At 46.8% G+C, this 23843-nt stretch carries 20 protein-coding genes and 1 tRNA gene; 18 read left to right on the top strand and 3 right to left on the bottom strand.

What is annotated here, in order from left to right:
• The 4 genes from MHH92_RS24225 (at window position 1) to MHH92_RS24210 (ending at window position 3305) form a co-directional block, all read left to right on the top strand.
• On the top strand, window positions 1–984 hold the full coding sequence (locus MHH92_RS24225) for an MBL fold metallo-hydrolase (RefSeq protein ID WP_340906869.1): 984 nt from the start codon (window positions 1–3) through the stop codon (window positions 982–984).
• Between the two features lie 174 nt (window positions 985–1158).
• A complete protein-coding gene (locus MHH92_RS24220; protein WP_340906866.1) occupies window positions 1159–1575 on the top strand; it encodes a hypothetical protein in 417 nt (138 codons plus the stop codon).
• Window positions 1572–2615, top strand: a complete 1044-nt coding sequence (locus tag MHH92_RS24215) for an FAD:protein FMN transferase (protein WP_074096270.1) — start codon at window positions 1572–1574, stop codon at window positions 2613–2615. The genes MHH92_RS24220 and MHH92_RS24215 overlap by 4 nt, the downstream gene beginning before the upstream one ends.
• 36 nt (window positions 2616–2651) lie before the next feature.
• Complete coding sequence (locus MHH92_RS24210; RefSeq protein WP_339195210.1) at window positions 2652–3305, top strand: ferric reductase-like transmembrane domain-containing protein; 654 nt, start codon at window positions 2652–2654, stop codon at window positions 3303–3305.
• 160 nt (window positions 3306–3465) lie between these two features.
• On the opposite strand, the gene MHH92_RS24205 is transcribed toward MHH92_RS24210, so the two are convergent.
• A complete protein-coding gene (locus MHH92_RS24205) occupies window positions 3466–4032 on the bottom strand; it encodes a phosphatidylglycerophosphatase A family protein (protein ID WP_017692570.1) in 567 nt (188 codons plus the stop codon).
• 272 nt (window positions 4033–4304) lie between these two features.
• Between MHH92_RS24205 and MHH92_RS24200 the strand changes: the two genes are divergently transcribed.
• The 9 genes from MHH92_RS24200 (at window position 4305) to MHH92_RS24160 (ending at window position 14721) form a co-directional block, all read left to right on the top strand.
• Window positions 4305–5360 (top strand): GerMN domain-containing protein, encoded by a 1056-nt coding sequence (locus tag MHH92_RS24200; RefSeq protein ID WP_047841205.1) that lies wholly within the window; start codon window positions 4305–4307, stop codon window positions 5358–5360.
• 338 nt (window positions 5361–5698) lie between these two features.
• Window positions 5699–6454 carry a ribonuclease PH gene (gene rph / locus MHH92_RS24195; protein ID WP_017692572.1) on the top strand — a complete coding sequence of 252 codons (756 nt, stop codon included), beginning with the start codon at window positions 5699–5701 and terminating at the stop codon, window positions 6452–6454.
• A gap of 1 nt (window position 6455) precedes the next feature.
• Complete coding sequence (locus MHH92_RS24190) at window positions 6456–7079, top strand: XTP/dITP diphosphatase (RefSeq protein ID WP_017692573.1); 624 nt, start codon at window positions 6456–6458, stop codon at window positions 7077–7079.
• A gap of 350 nt (window positions 7080–7429) precedes the next feature.
• Window positions 7430–8272 (top strand): STM4015 family protein, encoded by an 843-nt coding sequence (locus MHH92_RS24185; RefSeq protein ID WP_074096268.1) that lies wholly within the window; start codon window positions 7430–7432, stop codon window positions 8270–8272.
• Between the two features lie 21 nt (window positions 8273–8293).
• Window positions 8294–9541 carry an STM4014 family protein gene (locus MHH92_RS24180; RefSeq protein WP_074096267.1) on the top strand — a complete coding sequence of 416 codons (1248 nt, stop codon included), beginning with the start codon at window positions 8294–8296 and terminating at the stop codon, window positions 9539–9541.
• Window positions 9534–10319: an STM4013/SEN3800 family hydrolase gene (locus tag MHH92_RS24175; protein ID WP_340906860.1), complete on the top strand. Its 786-nt coding sequence runs from the start codon at window positions 9534–9536 to the stop codon at window positions 10317–10319. The genes MHH92_RS24180 and MHH92_RS24175 overlap by 8 nt, the downstream gene beginning before the upstream one ends.
• Before the next feature lie 47 nt (window positions 10320–10366).
• Window positions 10367–11755: an STM4012 family radical SAM protein gene (locus MHH92_RS24170; RefSeq protein WP_340906858.1), complete on the top strand. Its 1389-nt coding sequence runs from the start codon at window positions 10367–10369 to the stop codon at window positions 11753–11755.
• A complete protein-coding gene (locus tag MHH92_RS24165; protein WP_076319732.1) occupies window positions 11752–12612 on the top strand; it encodes an STM4011 family radical SAM protein in 861 nt (286 codons plus the stop codon). Before MHH92_RS24170 ends, MHH92_RS24165 begins: the two co-directional genes overlap by 4 nt.
• A gap of 411 nt (window positions 12613–13023) precedes the next feature.
• A complete protein-coding gene (locus MHH92_RS24160; protein WP_076319731.1) occupies window positions 13024–14721 on the top strand; it encodes a methyl-accepting chemotaxis protein in 1698 nt (565 codons plus the stop codon).
• Window positions 14722–14868: 147 nt separating this feature from the next.
• Here MHH92_RS24160 and asnB read toward each other — a convergent pair whose 3' ends face one another.
• Window positions 14869–16713 (bottom strand): asparagine synthase (glutamine-hydrolyzing), encoded by a 1845-nt coding sequence (gene asnB / locus MHH92_RS24155; protein ID WP_036673522.1) that lies wholly within the window; start codon window positions 16711–16713, stop codon window positions 14869–14871.
• Window positions 16714–16905: 192 nt separating this feature from the next.
• Between asnB and MHH92_RS24150 the strand changes: the two genes are divergently transcribed.
• On the top strand, window positions 16906–17205 hold the full coding sequence (locus MHH92_RS24150; protein ID WP_017692581.1) for a hypothetical protein: 300 nt from the start codon (window positions 16906–16908) through the stop codon (window positions 17203–17205).
• A gap of 31 nt (window positions 17206–17236) precedes the next feature.
• Entirely contained in the window at window positions 17237–17593 is a 357-nt protein-coding gene (locus MHH92_RS24145; RefSeq protein WP_036605881.1) for a hypothetical protein, read from the top strand.
• 177 nt (window positions 17594–17770) lie between these two features.
• On the opposite strand, the gene MHH92_RS24140 is transcribed toward MHH92_RS24145, so the two are convergent.
• The gene (locus tag MHH92_RS24140; RefSeq protein ID WP_017692583.1) at window positions 17771–18064 is read right to left on the bottom strand and encodes a DUF4870 domain-containing protein; all 294 of its coding nucleotides are present in this window, start codon (window positions 18062–18064) and stop codon (window positions 17771–17773) included.
• A 292-nt stretch (window positions 18065–18356) separates the two neighbouring features.
• Here MHH92_RS24140 and MHH92_RS24135 point away from each other — a divergent pair.
• The 3 genes from MHH92_RS24135 to MHH92_RS24125 all read left to right on the top strand — a co-directional run bounded on the left by MHH92_RS24135 (window position 18357) and on the right by MHH92_RS24125 (window position 23753).
• Window positions 18357–18430 (top strand) — tRNA-Arg (locus MHH92_RS24135).
• Between the two features lie 198 nt (window positions 18431–18628).
• Window positions 18629–19399 carry a class I SAM-dependent methyltransferase gene (locus tag MHH92_RS24130; protein WP_340906847.1) on the top strand — a complete coding sequence of 257 codons (771 nt, stop codon included), beginning with the start codon at window positions 18629–18631 and terminating at the stop codon, window positions 19397–19399.
• Between the two features lie 394 nt (window positions 19400–19793).
• Window positions 19794–23753, top strand: coding sequence for a S8 family serine peptidase (locus tag MHH92_RS24125; RefSeq protein WP_340906845.1), 3960 nt, complete (start codon window positions 19794–19796; stop codon window positions 23751–23753).
• Window positions 23754–23843: the final 90 nt, after the last annotated feature.

The following is a 23843-nucleotide window of genomic DNA, read 5'->3' as shown; positions in this document are numbered from 1 at the left end:
ATGAAGCGCACAGAAGAGATGCCCATGATAGAGGGCATACACCGGGTCAAGATCAGCATGTCGTTTCCCTTACGATGGGTGAACAGTTATGTGTTATCAGAACCGGATGGGAAGATAACTATTATAGATCCGGGACCGCGTAATTCGGAAACAGAACAGGAGTGGAGTGAAGCACTGGCAGATCTCGGCCTGACCTTTAGCGATATTCGTCAAATTGTACTGACCCACCATCACCCCGATCATCTTGGGTTGTCGGGTTGGATGCAACAGATGACGGGGGCACCCGTTCGAATGTCCACACGCTCCCGCCAAGAGGCCGACTATATGTGGGGACCTGATTCACGCATCAATACAATATTACCTGATTATTATGGTCGTCATGGTATGCCGGAAGACAAGACTGAGCAGATACATGAACATATGAAGGCATTTACTTCGCAGATCACTCCACTTCCGAATGTCACACCCATTGAAGATGGCGAGTGGCTTAATATGGGCGGGAAACGTTGGGTTGCTGTGGAGACGGGGGGACATGCCCCAGGCCATTTATCCTTTTATGCGCCGGAGTCCATGGAGATTCTGTGCGGAGATGCAGTTTTGCCACAGATTTCACCGAATATTAGTCTGCAACCCGGCAGTGACCCACAGCCATTATTGTCTTATATGGAAGGATTGCAACGTCTCGGGGGGCTAAATGTCAAACAGGCGTATCCAGGGCATCGGAATCCTTTTGCCCAGTTCACCGAACGGACAGTACAATTGCTCGCTCATCACGAGGAACGTCTTCAGAAGATGACGGAACGAATTCAGGAGTCACCGGCGAATGCGTATGACATCTGTGTGCACATGTTTGGCAATCGGCTGGGTACCCATCAACTGCGGTTTGCCATGAGTGAGACGTTAGCCCATTTGCAGGAGTTAATTCGACGCGAACTAGTGAAGCAAGAGCAGCAACCGGATGGGACGTTCTATTTTCAAATCTAAACGGAATGATGATATCGATATGGAATGATAATACGATCTTATATAGAGGCTCGGGACAGGAAATTCACCTGTTCTGGGCCTTTTTAGCCTCTCTTAACGGTTCATTCATCTATTTTTAAGCCAGCGCGCCTATGATACATCTATGAACTTCGCTAAAGAAAGCAGGGAAGAGCGATGACCAGAAGAAAACGGAATCAATGGAGAAAATGGCAAGCTTCAGCGGCAGCAACGTTGACTGTGGCTGCACTTTTTCAATATGTAAGAACTTCGGATGCCTTTGATGTGGCCTATGCAGCAGCAAATGGCACAGATACAAGCGTTACTGCTTCAAGCCAAGTGGATACGCATGATGATGTGATGGATGAATGGATCAACAGTACAACGGACAGCAACAACTGGAACACGCAGGACAATTACAATAATGATAGTCAATATAATGGAACATCCGATAGCACACAAGCAGCTCGGCCAGATCAGAGCACGAGTAACGAGGGGAATTATTCAGATTCTCAGCGTATCGGGCAAAATAACCAGGGTACAGACTCCGGATACAGCAGTGGCAACTATCAGTCACGTACAGGTGCGTCATGAGCCGCACGGAGCAAGTTGCTCGTCCGCTCCGATTTCAATTCCGTGCGATGAACACGGATGTTGAAGTGCAACTGTCAGCTGGGCGGGAAGAAGCTGAACATGCAGCAACCGTGGTGAAGAATTGGTTTGAGACGCAGGAGCAACGCTTCAGCCGATTTGTTGCAGACAGTGAACTGAATCGTTTGAATGCTTCAACCGGATGGATGCCCATCTCCGCTGCGATGGATGAAGTTTTGAGTTTGGCCTATGGATATATTGGCCTGACCGAAGGGATTTTTCAACCGGGTATCTCGCAGGCTCTTCAGGCTTCAGGATACGATCTGAGCTTCGAGAAGGTGCAGCAACGACAATTGAAACGTCCATTAATTGAACGCATATTGCGAACGAGAACACCTGAATCATCAGGCTGGATGGAAGATCGATATGACCACAGCCGTCCGAGCTGGATTCAGCGGGAAGGTAGCCGGATGGTTCATCTGGACCCCGGAGCTGAGTTGGACTTAGGAGGCATTGTTAAGGGCTGGGCAGTAGAGCGTATCGCAGACTGGTTGCAGCGAACATTGCATATTCCAGCGGGTTTGATTAACGCGGGTGGAGATATTCAAGTATGGGGTTCACCAGACCATTCCCAATGGACCTTGCAAGTAGCAGATCCTTTGCAGAATCAGGGTGCTATGTCGGGAGCGATCCGTTTACAGCGAGGAGCTGTTGCCACTTCGGGTATTTCCCGCAGACAATGGCAGAATACGGATGGAAGCTTTGCACACCACCTCATTGACCCCCGGACGATGGAGCCGGCAGATACGGACGTATTGCAGTGTACCGTTCTGGGACAGCATGCTTCGCAATGCGAGATCATTGCCAAGACGGTATGCATTCTGGGGAGTGCCGAGGCGGTGGGCTGGTTAAACCGACATTACGATCGGCATGACGTCCTGTGGATGACACGGGATGGGAGTAATTATTTTAGAGGGAATACGGATACGCTTGCTGAGCACTGGCCCGGTTTTGATCCGGATCATCGCTTCAGTCTATTATAAACGAGGACAAGTCTAACAGATATGGGGGAGCCGGTTATGGCACAATGGATTGTAGATTACCTGCCAACGTGGAATATCATTCGAATTAGTGGAATTGCTGCTTATGTGTTGCTCTTTGCCGGTGTGTTTCTGGGTATTGCGCAAGGGATGCCTATGGCCAAAGGCAAACCAAAAGCAGCCATGTTCAAATGGCATACCCGAACGACCTGGCTCGCCTTCGGACTTGGACTCGTGCACGCATTAACGTTATATATTGATCATTACAGCCCATTTACCTGGAGAGAACTTCTGATTCCTTTTACCGCCTCCGTACATCCGATCGGCAGTGGTCTGGGAACGTTAGCCTTCTACGGATTAGTGATTGTCCTGTTATCCAGTGATCTGCGGAACAAGCTGGGCCGTAAATGGTGGTTCATGTTCCACATGTTGTCCTATCCGGTGTTCATTGGTCTGCTGGTTCACGGCATGGTTACCGGAACGGATTCTGGCAACATCATCATGCGGATGATATATGTATTTACCGGACTCAGCATTCTCGGTATCACCGTGCTACGTGGCATGTTGCGAGAGCGTAAAGGCCCGGAAATCACGATTGGACCGAAACGGGCAACATCTGGTTCACCTTCCGAGCAGAATTGGGTTGAAGGTTTTGGTTTGGTGGGAACGGTACGACCTAAACATCTGAAATAATAAAATGTGGATTATTCAATATGTATCGCTACACATGCAAAAAAGCGGCCATCAGGCCGCTTTTTCCATGAACAGTTATTTTATTGAACAGTCATTTCACGAAGCATCCATACACATGTCCAATGTTCCACATGGCTTCATTTATGAAACGATTTACGCATTATACAGCGTCATCACTAACAGGTTTTTCTCCCAGTGCTTCTTCAAGCTCGGATTGTTTGCGATGGGCGATCCGACTGCTCGCTGCTGATGCAATCGCACCGACAATATCATCGAAGAACGTGTGGACAGGGCCCAAGCTCTTGTCATTCAGTCGTTCAAGCACCCCTGGTTTCAGCTTGTCCACATAACCATAATTCGTAAATCCAATGCTACCATATACATTGACGATGGAGAATGCCAAAATCTCATCCACGCCATACAGTCCTTCATCGTTCTCAATCATCTCCTGCAAAGGAGATATGAGCTGCCCCTGTTCTGCCAGAATATCAAGCTGAATCCCCGTCAGAACAGCATTCTGTACCTCACGTTTACGTAGAACCATCTCCACATTTTCGATACATTCTTCCATCGTAAGACCTGGATAATATTTTTGCTGCAATAACATGACCAGTTCTGCGATCTCAGGGATCGTGACGCCCCGCTTATGCAGCCATTCCCTTGTGGCCTCCGCGACCTTGCGGCTATTCAGGCTGTAAGGGATTTTTTCTTGCTCAGGATGTTCCATGGGCGATTCCTCCTCTGAAGTTAGCAATGTCCCTACTCTTGCTTCCTAATACGTTATTAACCTGGTTTACGTTTCTTTAAGATAATAAAATTATAAGTTTCAGTGAAGTTGAACAATTCGATTAACACATGAAAAATTTCAGCTAAAAACGGTCTGCCTTCCGTGAAAGTGCGTTGATAGACATTTTTCTTATTATCTTTTAGTTATTTTTTGGACAAAGGCTCGTATACATGGTAGTACAAACTGTAAAAATGATGAGGGGGAACGTGATCATGAGAAAGATCCATTCTTTGCGTACGGTATCGGCAGCAGCGCTGCTGAGTATTCCTATGGTATTGTCAGGCTGCGGCATGTTTGGAGCACAGTCTTCCGAAGCTGTTGATCCACCACCGCCCATCCAGGAAGCAGCTATGATTCAAGCGGCCGAAGGGAATGGAGCACTCGCAATGCTCCCGTTAACGACGGTATATCTGCAAGACCAGCAGGGGCTGCTCGCTCCGGTATCCCTGACACTTCCTTCTGGAACAGACGCAAGCAGTCCAAAGACAGCTCTGGACACACTTGTCACAGGCGGGGCCTATGCGGGTATGCTGCCTGAAGGATTCCAGGGCGTTCTCCCGCAGGGAACGGTTGTGCAGAATGTAACGATTCACGCGGATGACAAGCTGGCGGTCGTTGAATTCTCGGGTAATTTTGCCAAGTATGATGCAAAGGAAGAACGGAAAATGCTAGAAGCTGTCACGTGGACATTGACGGGAACGCCTGATGTGGAGAATGTGCAGATCTGGGTGGATGGCAAAAAGTTAACACAAATGCCTGTGAACAGCACGCCGTTGCCTGAACCGCTGAATCGGGCTGTGGGAATCAATCTGGATCTGGGTGATACGTTTGTGACCAACAGCAGCCCGGTAACGGTCTATTTCTCCGCTGCTTCGCCAGCGGGCATCCAATATTATGTTCCAGTGACACGTCTGGTTACACCTGGTGAAGATCGGGTGCAGGCAGCATTGAACGAACTGATCAAAGGACCTGACAAAGGTGGAGAACTGGAAGAGGTTATGACAGGCGGAACGGAGCTGCAATCGGTCAAAACGGCAGAGGATGGCACGGTCACGGTTGCCCTGAAAGATGATATGTTTGCCGAAGGGGATATCGTGCCAAGCGAGCTGTTACAGTCTGTCGTATTAACCACTGCGGAGAACACAGCCAGCAAGGATGCCAAAGTACAGATCGAGTGGAACGGCCAAAAAACGGTCATGGGTGACGACAACAGGGATTACAGTGCGCCGGTTTCCAAGCCTGAATATATCAACGAAATTCCGATTTAATGAGCAAGGAATGCTTAAGGATGCTTTTAACCGAACTCTTTGGTAAAATATAAGGGATTAGTAAAAATACGTGTTCAAAAAGATCGGTTTTCAGTACCGAGAAGATGGGATGAAGCTAGAAATGGAGTAGCGGAGCGTAGGCAAACTACGTGAGCAACTACAATGTTTCCGAAGGAAACATACTTCGTAAGCTTATGCTTATTAGGCTGAATTCCATATTCGATGCTGATGATGCCTTAAGGCATTTTTCGTAATCAAAAGCGATCTTTTTGAACAATCTCTAAAAGTGTGAATAAGTTCAACATTACAGGATGCTTAAGTCGTAGGAGGCAGAAAATATGAGATCAAACGGACGAACCAGCGAACAGCTGCGCCCGCTGAATTTAACAGTGAACACGAATAAATACGCCGAGGGCTCTGTACTGATTGAAGTTGGAGATACAAAGGTGATCTGTACAGCTACAGTAGAGGAACGTGTACCTCCCTTTATGAAAGGGCAGGGTAAAGGCTGGGTAACAGCTGAATATTCCATGTTGCCACGTGCAACACATACTCGGAACCAACGTGAAGCCAATCGCGGCAAATTAACTGGACGCACCATGGAAATCCAGCGTCTGATTGGTCGGGCACTGCGCTCGGTAGTTAATCTGCAGGCTCTTGGTGAGCGTACGATTACCTTGGACTGTGATGTTATTCAAGCTGACGGAGGCACACGCACAACGTCCATTACTGGTGCGTTTGTAGCGCTGGCGCTTGCCGTGAACAAGATCTCCCAACAGCACAAACTGCAAGTGTTCCCGATTACGGATTTCATTGCCGCAGTAAGTGTGGGTGTTGTGGGTGAACAGCCTGTACTGGATCTGAACTATGATGAAGATTCCAAAGCCAAGGTAGACATGAATCTGGTGATGACAGGTGGCGGTAAATACGTCGAGCTTCAGGGAACAGGTGAGGAAGCACCATTTGATCGCCGTGAGCTGAACGCCATGTTGGAACTGGGCGAACAGGGAATTCTGGAAATGATCGAGCGTCAAAAAGAAGTGCTTGGACCGATTGCGCTCAAGATCGGCGCGCGTGGATTAGGGGAAGCCTAAGATGAGTTTGGACAGCCCAATCCTCATTGTTGCAACCCGCAATGCGGGTAAAGTCCGTGAATTCGCTCATGCTTTCGCACCGCTTGGCAAAGAGGTTAAGAGCATGTTTGACTATCCGGAGCTACCGGATGTGGTAGAAGATGGCGTAACGTTTGCGGAGAATGCCTGGAAGAAAGCCAAAGCGGTTGGTGATGCGCTTGGTTTGCCCGTTCTGGCAGATGATTCAGGTTTATGTGTAGACCTGTTGGATGGTGAGCCAGGGGTATATTCAGCGAGATATGCAGGTGAAGGAGCAACGGATGCACAGAATAATGCGAAGTTGCTGGAGACGCTGGAATCGTTGAAATCCGGTGAGGACACCGAGCAGCCGCTACTAAGTCCGGCTCGTTTCGTTTGTGCGCTGGTCCTGTACGATCCAACAACAGGTGATAAGTATGAATCAGAAGGCACTGCGGAAGGCTGGATTACGGCTCAAGCTGCAGGTGCTGGCGGTTTTGGATATGACCCACTCTTCTATGTACCTGAATACGAGATGACGATGGCAGAGCTGACGCTTGAGCAAAAGCAAGCGATTAGTCACCGTGGTCATGCGCTGAGAGCGCTTGTATCCAGACTTGAAGGCTAAGACTAAATGAAACATCTTGATTTAACTTCATGATATGTGAACATCAAAGCGTTAATGGAAGGACAGAAGCATTCCGATGGGATGCTTCATCCGCCATTAACGCTTTTTCTATGAATTGAAGTGTTTGATCGGGTTCGGTGAGGGTCCATCCATATACCTAATTGAAGATAGCTATTTCTGCGACTATACATCAGAACGTATGTTCTTGTACCTACATGAGAAATGGTTTACATTGCACGATTGGGAATCTCATTGGGACTGGAGTTGGAAGAAGTTGCAAGCCTTGTGTGGTATGGGTTAACATTCAAACTAACGAATCACATATGAACCTTAAACGGAGGGATCTACTCATGCAAGAAGTGAAGCTTGTTGTATCTTACGATGATTATGAGGACGGCATTCGTATGGAAAAGTTAATTAAGGAACTGGCAGCTAAACCGGAGGCTAGCTCATTGGAAAGTCTGGTCATCGGAGATTGGGGACAGGCTTATGAAAATTCGCCTGATGAGTTCATAGGTACGCTCGTCGAGTCTGCTCCAAGCTTTCCGTCATTGAAGAAACTGTTCATCGGAGATATGGGATTCGAAGAATGTGAAGTATCGTGGATTATCCAGACAAATCTCACACCACTGTTAGGTGCTTTTCCAGAATTAAAATCATTCTCTGTAATGGGCAGTAGCGGCCTCAGTCTGGAACCACTCCAGCATGCCAAGCTTGAAGAATTAATTATTATTTGTGGTGGTCTCCCGAGAGAAGTGTTATCTTCAATCACCCATGCCAAGTTGCCTGAATTGCGTAAACTGGAACTGTACCTGGGTGTGGATAATTATGGTTTCAATGGATCACTTGAAGATGTACTCCCTTTGTTAGAAAAAGGATTATTTCCAAAGCTGGTTTACTTGGGTCTGAAAGACAGTGAAATTCAGGATGAGATTGCCAAAGCAGCAGCTGAAGCACCTATTCTGGATCAACTTGAAGTACTGGATCTATCGCAAGGAACGTTGTCCGATGAAGGGGCTGAGGCGTTGCTTGCCAGTGACAAGATCAAGAAACTGAAACATCTTGATCTGAGTTACCATTACATGACCAATGAAATGATTAGTCGATGGAACCGATCGGGTATATCTGTAGATGTTAGCGACCAGCAACAGAGTGATGAGGATGACTGGCGCTATCCATCGTTAACGGAATAGTCGATGTCAGGTGTAAAGGAAATGAATGAGAGTTTGCATCAACCAATAGATGTACCTGATCTAACGCAAGATCAGCCTTTTTTATTGATCGGAAACCCTGATAACCGACGAACACAAGGGCTGCAAGAGGCTAGGCATAGATTGGGTTTGAAACCTGCGGTTGTACTGCCATATGCTCAATTGCTGCAGAATTGGAGACACGGACGAACCATCGCTGATACAGTAGATTTCAATCTGCCTGTACCCCTGATTCGGATCGATGCTCCTGGTGAGGATTGGGACGTGGAGCGTGAACTACTGTTCCTTGGAGCTATGAATGATTCGTCAACATTAACGGCTGGGATGGGTACAGAAGCATTTTCCGCAGAACAGGCACTTGCGCTGGAACAGGAGTGGGGAAGAATATACGCTCCCGCCCAGTGGTTTCGTGGCTGGAAAGCATGTCTGGATCGAATCGGCCGTGAGTCTCGGGAAATCTGGCCTGAAGTCCGATTCTTGAATGATCCCGCCGATATCCAATTGATGTTTGACAAGAGAACATGTCAGCAGCATCTATCTTCACATGGAGTTGATGTACCCCCGGCGCTTCCATCTTCGCAGCCAATCCGCGATTATATGGACCTGCGTAGCTCAATGAAGGCTGCCGAGATGCATCGTGTGTTTGTGAAGCTTGCGTACGGCTCCGGGGCTTCAGGAGTTGTTGCCTATCAAGTCAATCCCCGAACGGGTGATGAAATTGCTGTAACAACGATGGGAATGGAACAGTCGCGGGGCAAGACGATTTTCTTCAATGAAGGACGTCTACGCAAGTATACCCGCAGTGAAGAGATTGCTACGCTGATGAACTGGTTATGTGCAGAAGGTGCACAGATTGAACGATGGATGCCAAAAGCCACGCTTGATCAGCGGGCCTATGATATTCGCCAACTGGTTGCAGGTGGACAGGCAGGTCACGCGATTATGCGGCTGAGCCGTACCCCGATTACCAATCTGCATCTGCGCAATGAGCGTATGCTGCCTGCTGAAGCAGGCCTGGATGAACAGCGGATGTCGCTGGTACGGTTGGCAGCGCAAGCAGCCATGTCTGCATTTCCCAACTCGTGGTCAGCCGGGATTGATGTGATGCTTACTAGTGGTTCGAATCCGCGTGCCTATGTGCTGGATGTGAATCCGTTTGGAGATTTGTTATACAGAGTCGAGCATCATGGCCTGGGAACCTATGAGTGGGAAATGGAACTTTTACGAAAGGAGCCTATTCAACATGCCTGATATGAACACCATTGTGGGCTCCCATGATCTGTTAATGATTACGCTGGATACGTTACGCTATGACGTAGCCAAGCTGGAAGAGGAGAATTGTCCTAATCTGTGTGGTTCGGGTCCGTGGGAGAAGCGTCATACCCCAGGCAGTTTTACATATGCGGCACACCATGCTTTTTTTGGTGGTTTTATGCCGACTCCTGCCAATACAGATAAGGCATCTCATGTAAGGCTATTTCATTCCCGGAATACCGGACTCAAAACACATCCGCACACCTGGCTGTTTGATACACCGGATATCGTATCCGGGTTCGCAGCTGAAGGTTACCGTACCATCTGTATTGGCGGCGTCATCTTTTTTACGAAAAAAAACCCGCTTGCGAAAGTATTGCCCGGTTATTTCCAACAGAGCTACTGGAGAATGAACTTTGGGGTAACCAACCCCAAATCAACAGAGCATCAGGTACAGCATGCCTTAAAGTTGCTTGAACAGACAGCGCCGGATGAAAAGATATTTATGTTTTTGAATGTGTCTGCCATTCATGGTCCGAATCGTTACTTTGTAGAAGGAGCCAAGGAAGACTCGGTGGAGACTCAACGGGCTGCACTTCGATATGTAGACGAGGCTCTTGGGCCATTGTTCGAGGCGATGCGAAAACGCGCCCGCCCTACGTATTGCCTGGCTTTTTCCGATCATGGTACAGCTTACGGTGAAGATGGGTATCAAGGACACCGGCTTGCACATGATGTCGTCTGGACGGTGCCTTACCGTGAATTTTTAGTATAGAATGTATTGATCTTATGAGGACAACAACCGGAGACAGGAGGAAACCGATGGAGAAACATATACAACATACAACAACAGGCCATTCCACACAGTCCGGATCCAATATAGCTACAAGTCTCAGTGAAGTACTAGCATTCCCTTATCGTTCTTACTTATACTCGTACCCACACAAGACCGCCTATCGGGAGCTTGACCCACCACTGCCGTTAGGGCCACTGTGGGAACGAGAGAATACCGATACGTATTTTTTATATATGCATATTCCCTTTTGTGCTGCTCGTTGCGGATTCTGTAATCTGTTCACACTGCCGGATCGACGGGAAGATACGCATGAACGCTATGTAGATGCGCTGGAACGTCAGGCGAAGCAGTGGGCACCCATTACATCTCGAAGACCGTATTCGCGGTTCGCGATTGGTGGGGGAACGCCTACATTATTAAATGAGGTTCAGTTGAATCGTCTGTTTGATATTGCTGAACATGTGATGGGGCTGGACCCTGCGCAAGCATCGATTTCAGTGGAAACGTCGCCGGATACCGTTACGGAAGCCAAGCTGGCCATCATGAAGGAACGAAGTGTGGATCGTGTCAGTATGGGTATCCAGAGTTTTATTGAAGCTGAAGCATCTGCCATCTATCGTCCACAAAAACCGCAGGAAGTTGAACGAGCGCTTGAGAAGCTTACTCGGTATGATTTCCCATTGTTAAATCTGGATCTGATCTATGGTTTGCCGGGTCAAACGGTGGAATCGTGGATCTATTCATTGGAAAGAGTTCTGGCTTACGAACCGGGCGAAATTTTTATCTATCCCTTGTATACACGGGAAAATACAATCGTGAAGCCTGATGATATTCGCCGTCAGGGACCTGATATTCGGATGGAACTGTATAAAGCTGCACGTGAGACTTTAAAAAGTAAAGGTTATGTGCAATATTCGATGCGCAGATTTGCCAAGGAACAGTCGTCGTCCAAAGTGCTTCTGCCTTATAGTTGTCAGGAGGAGGGCATGGTTGGACTGGGATGTGGTGCACGATCTTATACAAGTGAAGTACATTATGCTTCCAAGTATGGCGTGAGTTACAAGGCGACGCAGAGCATCATTGCCGACTACGTGGCGACCGAGCGCTACGATGTGGCGGACTATGGCATCGTGTTAAGCCGTGAGGAACAGAGACGTCGCTTTATTCTGAAAGCCTTGCTGCATCGGGAGGGATTGACGTTGTCTGACTACCAACAACGCTTTGGTACCGATGTGATGTCCGACTATGTCTGGTTGGCTGAACTGTTGACAGAGGGCATGGCGGAGTTGGAGAGTGATGAGGACAAGCAGGTGCTGCGTCTGACAGAAGAAGGACTGGGTTACTCCGATGCGATTGGAGATTGGCTTATATCTGCCGAAATTCGTGAACAGATGGAAGGGTTTGTTTTCTCATGAGAGCGACTTTGTATTATCGGGGGAAGTTGTCTTCCTGTAATTACGACTGTCCATACTGCCCTTTTAGCAAAACCGTGGATTCCAAAGAGACGTTGGAAGTGGATGAACAACAATTGCGTCAATTTGTGAATTGGGTCAGGGAGCAAGAGAGTGCTGGGCATCAATTTTCGATTTTCTTCAATCCCTATGGTGAAGCTTTGGTGCGTCGGTGGTATCGGGAAGCGATGGTTGAGCTGTCACATATGCCACATGTGGATAAGGTTGCAATTCAAACCAACCTGTCCGTCAAACTGGATTGGGCGAGGGAGTTGGATGCGAATAAAGCGGCCTTTTGGGCGACGTATCATCCTCGTGAGACAAAAGAGGCTTCTTTTGTTAAACAATGTCTGACCTTGCGTCAGATGGGACTTGCTTTTAGTGTCGGTACTGTCGGACTCCGTAGTGCTTTCCCCGCAATTGAGTCCATGAGACAGGCTTTGCCGGATGATGTGTATATGTGGGTTAATGCCTTCAAAGATCGGCCCAAGTATTACACGCCGGAAGAGATTCAGTTTTTACGTGGGCTTGATCCGCTTTTTGAAGGTAATCTGCAGGATTATGAGAGCTTGGGCAAACGATGTGCTGCCGGTTCGGAAGTATTTTATATACAGGGGTCCGGGCATGTGAAGAGATGTTACAAGGATCGACGAATCATTGGACATCTATATCGCGATGGTTTGCAGGCTTTGTCTGAGGATCGGCCCTGTCGCATGAAAAAATGTGGCTGTTACATCGGTTATATCCATATGGAGGATTCCCCGTTCAGGGAAACGTTTGGCAGCGGGCTGCTTGAACGTAATCCGGTATTGATTCGTTGACCGGCATTTCATGTTTAGCTATTCCACTGGGGAGCTGGAATAGGTTTATCCGTTTCTAAACCACATATCAGCGTAACTTCAAACGCATCTTTTAGTATAGGCAGGATCAGACCTTTGGTTTGGACTTGCCTTCTGGAAGGTGTTTTTTTGTTTTACCGGACTAGAGTTAGTGTTTGTGTTCTTTATTAAAAGGGCCTTGACAATTTTGAAAAATAATATTTTTAAGTTTATGATTCAAATTTTATATTTTATGGGTTAGTATGAATAGGAAAAAAGACCCTGTTACGAATAGTATTTGTACATATAATCGCGAATTATATTTTTAATTGGGTCTAAAGTCTCAATTTAATTGAAAGGAGGGTGGAGGTAGGAAGCATCATGCACGTTATCTGAACTTTCGGGGGAGTACACATGAAAAAAATCTCAATTAGCCGTAAATTACTTATGGGTTTCTCATCTGTGCTGTTATTATTGGTGGCTATAACGGTTATAACATATACGCAGTTTATAGCCGTTGAGAAAACGTATACAGAATTAATTAATGATAGAACAAGCAAACTATTACTCATTAAAAATATGTCGATTGATCTTAAATCACAGCAGATTGCTTTGAGAAATTATATTCTGGAAGACAGTGCGGAGAACGAACAGGCATTTAATAAAGCTTATGAAGATTACATAGCATTAAATGAAGAATTAAAATCATCAGTTTCAAGTTCAAAGATGAAAGATTACCTTTCACGATCGGATGAAGCGATGAGCCAATATTATGAACTTGCGCAGCAGATTATGACATTGACAAGACAGGGGAATAACAGTGAAATCTCAAGATTACTGAAGGATACAGCCCCAAGTCTGATCTCTGAATTTGAAGGCATTGTGGAAGGAATGGAAACGCATCAACAAGATGCCATGAACTCAGGCGTTGTGGAGGCTAATCTTCAGATTGTGCAGGTCCTTAGGTGGATTGCAATTATTGGAGTGACTTCTCTTCTAATCGGGGCACTTGTGGCGAATGTCATTGGCAGAATGATATCCTTGCCTGTTGCTGCTATTGCCCAATCCGCGAGCCGGATTGCAGACGGAGATCTGACTGGTGAGCCTATTGTGGTCCGTAACAAGGATGAGATTGGTGATCTCGCCCAAGCCTTTAACATCATGTCTGCCAATTTGCGTACACTCATTCATCAGGTAGGAGACAGTGCAGAACGGGTAGCTGCCTCTTCAGAGGAGTTGACGGCAAGCACCGAACAGACAGTAACCGCCACAGAGCAAGTGGCCATCACAATGGGTGAGATTGCAACAGGTATGGATACACAGGTTCGAATGGCGAGTGATGGATTCCAGACGATGAATGAGTTAACGACAGGCTTTCAACAAGTTACGGAGAACACACTCCATATGTCTGAAGAAGCTACCAAAGTCTCCGTAAAAACAATATCGGGTAGCGAGTCAGTTCAGTCTGCGATAGGTCAAATGAATTCTATACAAGGGACGGTGTCGAATCTGTCGGTCGTGATCCAGGAACTGAGCAGACACTCTCAGGATATTGTGAAAATGGTGGACAGCATCTCGGAAATATCAGCACAGACGAATCTCCTATCCCTTAATGCTGCTATTGAGGCTGCACGAGCTGGCGAACAGGGAAGAGGGTTTCAGGTTGTTGCTACAGAGGTTCGGAAGCTGTCTGAGCAGTCTGCGCTTTCTGCTAATCAAATTGTTCCATTGGTGGCATCGATTGAGAAGGGAATGCGAAATGCTGCTGAATCTATGGTGGTTGTATCCGCAGAGGTTCAAGAGGGGATTACACTTGTTCACCAGGCGGGAGCCACATTTGATGAAATTCGTGAGGCGGTTGGGGGCGTAGCGGGGCAAACACAGGAAGTCTCTGCTTCAATTGAGCAAATGTCAACAGGGGTAGAACAGATTAATAGGTCTATGAAAACAATCATGGAAGTGACCGAAACGGGGGCCGCCGGAACAGAAGAAGTGAGTGCATCTTCTGAGGAGCAGTTGTCTGCGATGCAGGAGATTGCTTCCGCAGCCAATGATCTCTCCTTGATGGCAGAACAGTTGCAACAGACCGTCAGTCGTTTCAAAGTGCAATAAATTGAACTGAGTGGAATGTGGATGAAGAACGAGCGCATCCGTACAGAGATTCTTATAAAAAAGTAATAAAAGGGTGTCCAAACACAGTAGTTACTGTTTGGGCACCCTTAAATAATTCATCATGTTGAATCAATGCATAACATGATCTTAACGAATAGCGACTTTATATGTCCGCAACCAGGTATTGATCTGAGTCAGATATGCAAATAACTGTGGCCCAGACATTAACTGTCCGAACCAGGGAAGATTGGAAGCTGCATCTGGTGAAGACGCAAGATTGCGGATCTGAGTTTTGTCGATCAAAGGCAAAATCGGCGAAGTGGGATCATCCAGGATATCAAGTACCTGCTGTTTGACCGCGGCCAGATATTGCGGATTATGTGTTTTCGGATACGGACTCTTTTTGCGATATAACACATCGTCAGGCAGGACACCTTCGAGTGCTTTACGCAGAATACCTTTTTCCCGTCCGCCCGTTATTTTCATTTCCCAAGGGATGTTAAACACATACTGGATCAGACGATGGTCACAGTAAGGTACCCGCACTTCCAGTCCTGCCCCCATGCTCATCCGGTCTTTGCGATCCAGAAGTGTAGGCATGAAACGTGTAATATTCAGGTAGGACATCACCCGCATTTGTGCAGCTTTACCTGTTTCCCCATCCAACAGAGGCACTTCAGCCACTGCATCCGAATAGCGGTCTGCCAAATAATCGAGTGGCCGAATCCATTCCCGAATATCCGGGGATAACAACGCTGCTCGCATATCAGGTGCTACAGACCACGGAAACGTACCGGAGTTCAGCATATCTTCTCGATGGAACCAGGGGTAACCGCCAAACACTTCATCCGCTGCTTCGCCTGAAATGGCAACGGTGGCCCCTTTTTTGATTTCTTTACAGAACAAATAGAGCGAGGAGTCTACATCTGCCATACCTGGCAGATCCCTGACTAACATGGCCTGTGTCAGTGCATGAATCAGTTCTCCGTTCTCAATTTCAATCCAGTGATGGTCGGTCTTGAGTTCATCCACCATTCGCTTAATCCAGGGTCCATCTGCACCCGGCTGAAAGGAATGCGCCTGGAAATGCTTGGCGTTATCCACATAATCGACAGAATACGTACTGATTTGGCCTTGCCCGGTTCGCTTGTAATAATCAACGGCTAATGCAGACAAGGCGCTGGAGTCCAGTCCTCCTGATAAAAGAGAGCATACTGGAACATCCGAAGCCAACTGGCGCTCCAGTGTATCTTGCAAGAGAGAGCGTACCTCTGCTGCCGTCTCTTCCAGGTTATGTTCGTGGTTCTGGCTTTCCAGTTTCCAGTAGGCATAGGTTCGGATACCGTTTCGGTTATAGATCAGCGCGTGCGCAGGCTTGAGTTCGCTTAGTGAAGAGTATACGCCGTGTCCTGGTGTCCGTGCAGGCCCTACGATAAACACTTCGGCCAATCCTTCCGGGCCAACAGCGGCTTCCACATCAGGGTGAATAAGCAGAGCTTTGGGCTCTGAACCAAATACGAGAGTGTCTTTGTTATTACTGTAGAACAGAGGTTTCACGCCAAGGCGATCTCTTGCGATAAAAACCTGTTCGCGTCCCCCATCCCATATGGCAAAAGCAAAAATACCGTTAAACCGGTCAACACATGCCGGTCCCCACTCAATATAAGAGGCGAGCAACACTTCCGTATCACATTGCGTGCGGAACTGATGCCCCCGCTGGAGCAATTCCTTTTTCAACTCGGGTGCATTGTATAGTTCTCCGTTATACACGACGGTATAGGAGGTATCTCCCTGTAACGCATGCATGGGCTGTGCGCCGTTCTCGGGGTCCATTACACTAAGACGCCGATGTCCAAAGGCACAAGGATTGGAGATCCATGTACCTGAAGCGTCGGGCCCCCGGTTCGACAAGCTATCCGTCATACGGACCAGCAGCTCTGATTCCTGGGTCAAATCCCGATTCCACTGTATGAAGCCGGTAATACCGCACATGGTTTGTTCATCCTTTCTTGGTCGAGTCATTCATCCGTATGGCTGCTTAGTTACTGGCAACCAGCAAATGTTGTCTTTTCGTCAGAGGTCGTAACAAATATATGCCGAAAGCAGGCATAAAATGTCTGTCCTCTTCGGAAACTAGTTCTAGGGACAACGGCCTCAACATGCCTGTGAAGGAGAGAACATGCAATGGACAGTATGAAGTATTATGTGTCTGTCATGGGCCGCTCCGTTATTCCGGATCCGTCGGTAACATCATATGAATGGATCATTCAGGCAACGCCGCAGGAAGCGGAGCAATTATTGGGACTGCTGAGCCTCATGCAGGAAAAGGAGGAAGAGGCCTTTCCTGGCATGGTATTCCCATGGCCAGATACACCGGAGGAGTCCGTAAACCGAGCTTATGAAACGGTATTACAACAGGTGTATCGAGAGATTTACCGATTGGGCACACCAGAGACACGATACCAGATTGAACAAAGTACATGATAAGCACAAAGGAAAAGGAGCGCGATGACGAATGTATGCCATTCAAGATGCCAAAATACGCAGATTAACCGAGGTGGATGGATTGTCTTGTGCAGAGGTTGAAGTGCAGCCTGGAAATGCCGGAGATCCATCGTTACTTGTATACGTGGCTTCAACACAGCCCGGAAATTCGCTGGAAGTTGTTCGGATTGTACGCAATCACTCCGATTCGGCGATCGACTGGTATAACAATAATATGCATACTGCGTTTGAAGAGGCGACAGATACCGCATTTGAGAACAGCGAAGGTATGACAGTAGAAGAAGATAAAGCTCGGTTTCAAAGTGAGTTGTTTTCCTTTGGTTTGCTTGGTCCAACACTTCAGCGTTATCTGATCGGGCAGGCTTAACAGGTAACGCTCCAGCAACACATGTGGCGATAGTGGGATAGAGTTCGATGTTGAGCTATATGTAGATGTGACCTGTTGCTGTTGCTGGTTGCTCTGACTGTATCTGTAACTGGAAAAACCCGCCGTTGTTGAACGGCGGGTTTTGTTATGCGATGGTCAGATCAGGTGGAGATGTGATCAAGCATACTCGCGCAGCACTTGAATCCCTTTAACCACATTGTACACAAAGCTTAATCCGTAAATCACAAAGAATAGAATGACAAACCCAACGGCGGAACCCAGACTATGCGCAGTCACGAAGAAATAAAATAACGGAATGGCAGCGAGAAAGGGGAATACATGTGAGAATAAGGCGCGTTTTGCATGTCCCTCAATGTAATCATCCTTGGCAACAATCCATATAATGATCGGAAACAGGAACGGGGCAAAGAAAATACTGAAATAGGATAGGGCTGATAAAAGCTGTCTCATGACGATTCTCTCCTTCAATGGATCATTGAAATGTATGTATGCAAAAGATTACCCAGCAATTCTGACATTGAAAATGTCTGATGTTAATCTTACTCTAAATGTCCCAATCTCCTCAATATAACCTGGTTCAAGCTATCATATTCTCAAAGGGGCTGAAGTATGAGAATAACACCGAAAAGTAAATGTTTGAGCCCGCATTTAAGTATAATTATTAATTTTTTTATAAAACTATTGAAAAATATAGAAATCAGAGTATAATAAGAACCGCGCCGAAAATTTGTTATACATATTTGTCTCAGTAGCTCAGCTGGATAGAGCAACGCCCTTCTAAGGCGTCGGTCGGGGGTTCGAATCCCTCCTGGGACGTAAAGAACAAGAAGCTTCCTTCGGGAAGCTTCTTGTTTTTCGTTCAGGGGAAGAGAACCCCAATGGTTCGTCGAAGCATCCGCTTCGTTAGCGCTTTTATTGGTTATACCTATAAACAATATAGAATTTATATATTTAAAGAATAAACAATTCTATGCCACAATGAGGATATCAATAACGAAAGCGACGGTGGTATCCATGAAATCATTAAATCAATGGCAAGCAGATGAGTATGACGACAAACTGGCTTTTGTGTCCGGATACGGCAAAAATCTGATCTCTTGGCTTCAACCCCAAAAAGGGGAATACATTCTTGATCTGGGTTGCGGGACGGGGGATTTGACGCATGAAATTTCTCTGGCCGAAGCTGAAGTTATTGGCATGGATGCATCGACGGACATGATTCGCCGTGCGAGGAAGAAATTCCCTGAACTTGAGTTCGTGGAAGGAGACGGTCATCAGTTTGAGACGAATAGACTGTATGATGCCGTCTTCTCCAATGCAGCCCTGCACTGGATGCGAAGCCCGCGATTAGTGGTGGATAGTATATGGAAATCTTTGAAGCCCGGAGGGCGTTTTGTCGCAGAATTCGGTGGTAAAGGGAACGTGCAGACCATTGTGAATGCATTAGAGCAGGTTATGGAGCGAAACACGGGCATTCGTGCATCGGAACGCAACCCTTGGTACTTTCCTTCGATCGGAGAATATAGCCATATTTTAGAGCAACGTGGATTTGTGGTGCGACAGGCCTATCACTACGACCGTCCTACGAGACTAGCAGATGGTGAGCAGGGTATAGTAGGCTGGTTGGCTCATTTTGGAGGGGACTATTTTGAGAGTCTCAGTCATGTAGAGATACAACAAATATGCCATGAAACCAGTCAGATCGTGATGTCTCACCTTTGGAAAGATGATGCGATGTATGCCGATTACAAGCGCCTGCGTATTGAAGCCGTGAAGCCAGAATAAAGTAAAATTTCGCGATATGTAGCAGTTTTATCGATGTTAAACAAATTCCGGTATTCTTTGTATACTAACCACGCTTCCCCTATACACCAAGAGCCTCTTTCGGATAAAGAGGCTCTTGGTCTTTTTTTTGATGCATTATTTTAAAAATGAAATATTCAAACGACAAATAATTACAAATGGATATTTTTATCATACTCAAGACCCATATAAGTAATTTCTATATCATATTTGTAAGTATTTAGAAGGAAAATGTGGTATTTTGATAGAATAATTTACCAAGGGTCAATCTTCTTGCAGATAGGCGGTGAAATTGGAGGCGTATTGCAGTACGCACAAACACAGCAGGAACCCATCATTTGGTGACGTATTCACATTTAAAAGGAGGGGCAAAGCCTTGAGTAAACGATTGATATCCACGTTATTAAGTGTTCTGATGGTCTTTTCCATTATTCTCCCCGCGGCTGGAGCCGCTCCCGCAGATTCAGTTATTCAGCTTGACAACTTACCCAGTACAGCCGAAGCCAAACAATGGAGAGAGATTCTTGCAGGACGGGAAGCAAAACTTGCCGCAGATCCATTTTTGGATAAAAGCTTGGAAGGTCTGGGTGGAGAGAACACCCGAGTGATCGTTGAGCTTTCCAATAAACCTGTTGCAGTAGCGCAAGGTGAATCAACCCTCTCCGGAAAATCTTTTACCTCCTCTATGGAAACAAAGGCTGTGACTCAAGTTGAGCAACAACAACAGTCATTTGTACATAGCCTCACTCAGAAGAAAATCAAACATGAAGTATTGGAAGAATATGCATATGCCCTGAATGGTGTAGCGATTGAGCTTAAAGGAAACCAGGTGGGACAATTGCTTCAAATACCTGGCGTGGTCAGCGTATATCCAGACCTTGAAGTTACAATAGCGCCCGAGACAGATGAAGTGAACCCGTACATGAAAGACACAGCGCCTTTTATTGGTGCACCTGAAGTATGGGATCTGGGTTACAAAGGAAATGGAATCAAAGTGGGTGTCATTGATACTGGGATTGACTATGAACATCCTAATTTGCAGGAAGCTTACAAAGGCGGATGGGACTTTGTTGGAAACGACAATGATCCGTATGAAACAACATATCAAGAATGGAAAGGATCGGGCGAGCCTGAGCTTAACGAGCTTGGAAGCCCCTATTACACATCTCACGGTACGCACGTAGCGGGTACCGTTGCTGCTCGCGAAGCAGGGGACTACGGTATTGTTGGTGTGGCTCCTGAAGCAGATATCTATGCTTACCGTGTACTTGGACCGTATGGTAGTGGTCAAACCTCATGGGTACTCGGCGGAATTGATCGTTCTGTTCAAGATGGCATGGACGTAATCAATCTCTCGTTAGGTAACGCCGCCAACGACCCGAGTTATATCACTTCGGTTGCCCTGAATAATGCGATGTTGTCTGGTGTGACAGCGGTTGTAGCAAGTGGTAACAGTGGACCTAACCGTTATACACTCGGTTCTCCGGGTGCGTCTGCAATGGCCATTACGGTAGGTAACTCTACAGGACCTAGCCAGCTGATTACAGCCGATACTCACTTCTGGATTGGTGAGGAAGGCGAAGAGGCACAACCTGAACAACAACCGGTGCCAGAGGTTGAACAATCTCCTGAACTGGGGACGGCACCTGGAACAGAAGCACCAGAAGTTTCAGAGCAAGGTGTACCTGCAACTGCTGATGAGGAAAGTGCAGCGGCTGTGGAGGACACAGTTTCTAACGAAGCTGAAGTTCCGAATGTAGAAGAGGTTACAACAGAAGAAAATACTCCATCTGTATCACCTTCTGCACCTGTTGAAGCTTCTCCTGAAGTTGCCCCTGTGGAAGAAGAGTCTGTAATTGCTCCGACTGAAGCTCCACTGGCTATTACAGAGTCGGTTTACCGTCTGGATCTGATGGGATGGAGCCTTTCAGCGGACCCTGAAACTGTTTTGACAGGAAAATATGAGCTTGAATATGCAGCACTGGGTAAGCCAACTGATTTTGAAGGCAAGGATTTTACAGGTAAAGTGGCATTAATACAGCGTGGTGAACTCGCATTTGTAGAGAAAATCGCCAATGCTAAAGCAGCCGGAGCCTTGGCTGTTATTGTATATAACAACATTCCCGGTCCAATCGGTGTAAGTCTGGGAGATAACTTTGAACTCATTCCAACACTGAGCATGTCCAAGGAAGATGGAGATGTGATCAAGGCTGAGCTGGACGCAGGCCAAGCCGTTGAAGTGAGCTTTAGTGATTTTGAACGTTCCCAAACTCCGGGCGATGAAATGAGTTCATCCAGTTCACGTGGACCTGCAAAGGTAACGCTGGACATCAAACCGGATATTGTTGCACCAGGTACAAGCATTTTGTCTACCATTCCTGCGTACGGCAAGGATGAGCCAGACGCAGATTACGCACAAGCTTATGATCGTAAATCAGGTACAAGTATGGCTACACCTCATGTAGCAGGTTTGATTGCGTTGCTGATCGAGAAGCATCCGGAATGGACACCATTTGATATCAAAGTTGCACTGATGAACAATAGTAAAGTGCTGGATACAACCAAGTTTGATGTATTTGATCAAGGTGCTGGCCGTATTCAGGCTGTCAACACCATTGATCCTGCTGCTTTTGTCAAAGTGCTTGATGTGACTCAATACACAGAAAGTGGCTCTGTTGTTGAAAAGGAGAATATCACCGGAAGTATCAACTACGGTAATTTCTTAAGTACAGATGAAAAGACGATTACCAAAACGATTAAAGTTGAAGCGCTGAATGGTAGTGGCGGGGATTACACCGTAAATGTGAATCCAACTCGTAACGTCGCTGGTGTATCCGTTGCGGTAGACAAGAGTTCCTTCACACTGAATGGTGAGGAAGAACTTGCAGTAACAATCACCGTTCCAAGAGGGGTTACTGCGACTACAGAAGCACAAGGATACATTGAATTCTCAAACGGAACCAATACTTTTACTGTGCCATATGTTGCTCATTTCAACGTTACGTTGAGTGGGGTTAAATATATTGAAACCGTAAAAGGCACTGAAAAAAATCCATTCCACTATCCATTGAAGGCTGATGGTACGTTGGATACCCTTAATGTAGCGATGGAATTCTATAATCCAATGACTTTTGCCCTGATTGAGATCTATGATGGTCTTAATCCGGAAGGTGGATATTATCAAGATGGTTATATCGGCTCCATCTTTGGTAACTATTTCAACTTCAATGCCAATGCAAGATACAACCTTGCTTGGGACGGCTCATATGCAGATTACACAACCGATGAAGTGACTGAGATTCCGGATGGTTTATATACGGTAGACATCACTACTATTGGTACGGACGGCAAAACCTATAAGGAAGACACATCGCCATTTTTGGTGAAAAAGACAGCTCCGGCTGTAACTGCACCAGAAGCGTTGGAGTTCAAAGAGGATGAGTCTGCTGTCCTTAACGGTAGCGTGGAAGACTTGTACTTCCGTGTAGCTCCTGCGCTTGCCAGCGGATGGGACATCACGTTTGATCCGGCCGCTTCTCTGGAAGCAACGTATGTTGTGAAAAAAGAGGATGGATCGGTTTATAAAGAAGGAGTCTTTGAAGTACAAGCTGATGGTACCTTCAACCTTCCTTTGGAGGGAATTGAAGCAGGCGAGTATGCTGTTGAACTTACCGTAAAAGACCAACAGGGGCTTTCGGGCACAGCCAATACGGCACTGAAATTGGAAGCCGTGGAGACCGAACCTGAAACTCCGGCAACCAAGGCCCCAGGTACGCCTGTATTGTCTCACAATAACTGGGTAGGCAACGGCTTACCAGAGGGCGCGTATATCGTTACAATGAACCTGTGGTGGGGCGAGAACGCAACTAGCTACAAGTTATATGAGGACGGGGTTTTGGTTGATACGCAGAAGCTGACTTACAACGCACCTTGGGCGCAGTTTGCTCAGACGAAGATCACGGGCAAAGCCAATGGCACGTATACGTACGTGGCTGAGCTGACTAACGACAAGGGAACAACGCGTAGTCAGACGTTGACTGTTCGGGTTACCAACGCAACGCCAGGCAAAGCGGTTCTTTCTCACGATAACTGGGATGGCGATGGCAATTATAAGGTGACCATGAACCTGTGGTGGGGGACCAACGCTACAGAGTATCGTCTCTATGAAAATGATAAGTTGATCGATACGCAAGAACTCCGTTCGGCTACACCTTATGCACAAAGTGCTGTGACTACACTGTCCGGGAAAACATCGGGCACGTATACGTATCGGGCAGAGTTAATTAACGCAGGCGGTGTTACCAGCACAGACACGATTAAGGTAAAAGTGAAGTAAGTTCATTCCTCATTGAAATTGATTAAAATGGATTCAATTAATGAAGGAATTGTTCTATGCATAAACGGCCTCCATCCTGATTTGCAGGAT

It is taken from the genome of Paenibacillus sp. FSL M7-1414 (assembly GCF_038003195.1).
Lineage (GTDB): Bacteria > Bacillota > Bacilli > Paenibacillales > Paenibacillaceae > Paenibacillus > Paenibacillus amylolyticus.
Note: the sequence above shows the minus strand (reverse complement) of the source record. Positions and strands in the feature narration are given on the sequence as shown.